We start from the raw sequence: 687 nt of genomic DNA on the forward strand, positions 1-687 counted from the left end.
GTATCATCAGTAGTTGTGGTTTTGACTCATTTGAACCTTTAGTTTATGAATAATCCGTTTTTCTAACCTTGAAATATATGATTGTGAAATCCCTAACCGCTTTGCAATATCTTTTTGGGTTAATTCCTCATGTTCTATGCCATAGCGCATTTGTAGGATTTGACGTTCTCTACTTTTTAAACAACCCATCGCTTTTAATAGTTCTCGTTTATTTTCATTACGTTCAAACTCTTTTGTGACAAGATCATCAGGTGTTCCTAATATATCAGATAATAAAAGTTCATTACCATCATAGTCAACATTTAAAGGTTCATCAAAACTTATTTCATTTTTACGTCGACTTTTTTTACGTAGAAACATTAAAATTTCATTTTCAATACAACGTGAAGCATACGTAACAAGTTTGATGTTTTTATCTCGTTTAAAAGTATTCACTGCTTTTATTAGTCCAATACTACCAATACTTATCAAATCTTCCATAAAGATGGGATTGGTTTCATATCGCTTAGCGATATACACCACCAATCGTAAGTTATGTTCGATTAATGTATTACGTGCTTCTTCATCACCATCTTCTAAAGCAATTAATGCTTTTAATTCTTCTTCTTTATCTAATGGTTTTGGTAATACATCACTCCCTTGCATATAAAACACTTGTGTTTCTTCTTTTTTAAAGAACAGAAAACG

At 31.0% G+C, this 687-nt stretch carries 1 protein-coding gene; it reads right to left on the minus strand.

The genetic code is table 11. The features are described 5' to 3' along the window. Window positions 1-6: 6 nt before the first annotated feature. A partial coding sequence (gene sigK / locus RR062_06170) for an RNA polymerase sporulation sigma factor SigK (protein MEG2027285.1) occupies window positions 7-687 on the minus strand: 681 nt, incomplete at its 5' end.

The sequence above is a fragment of the Clostridia bacterium genome, assembly GCA_036654455.1.
GTDB lineage: Bacteria > Bacillota > Clostridia > Christensenellales > CAG-314 > JAVVRZ01.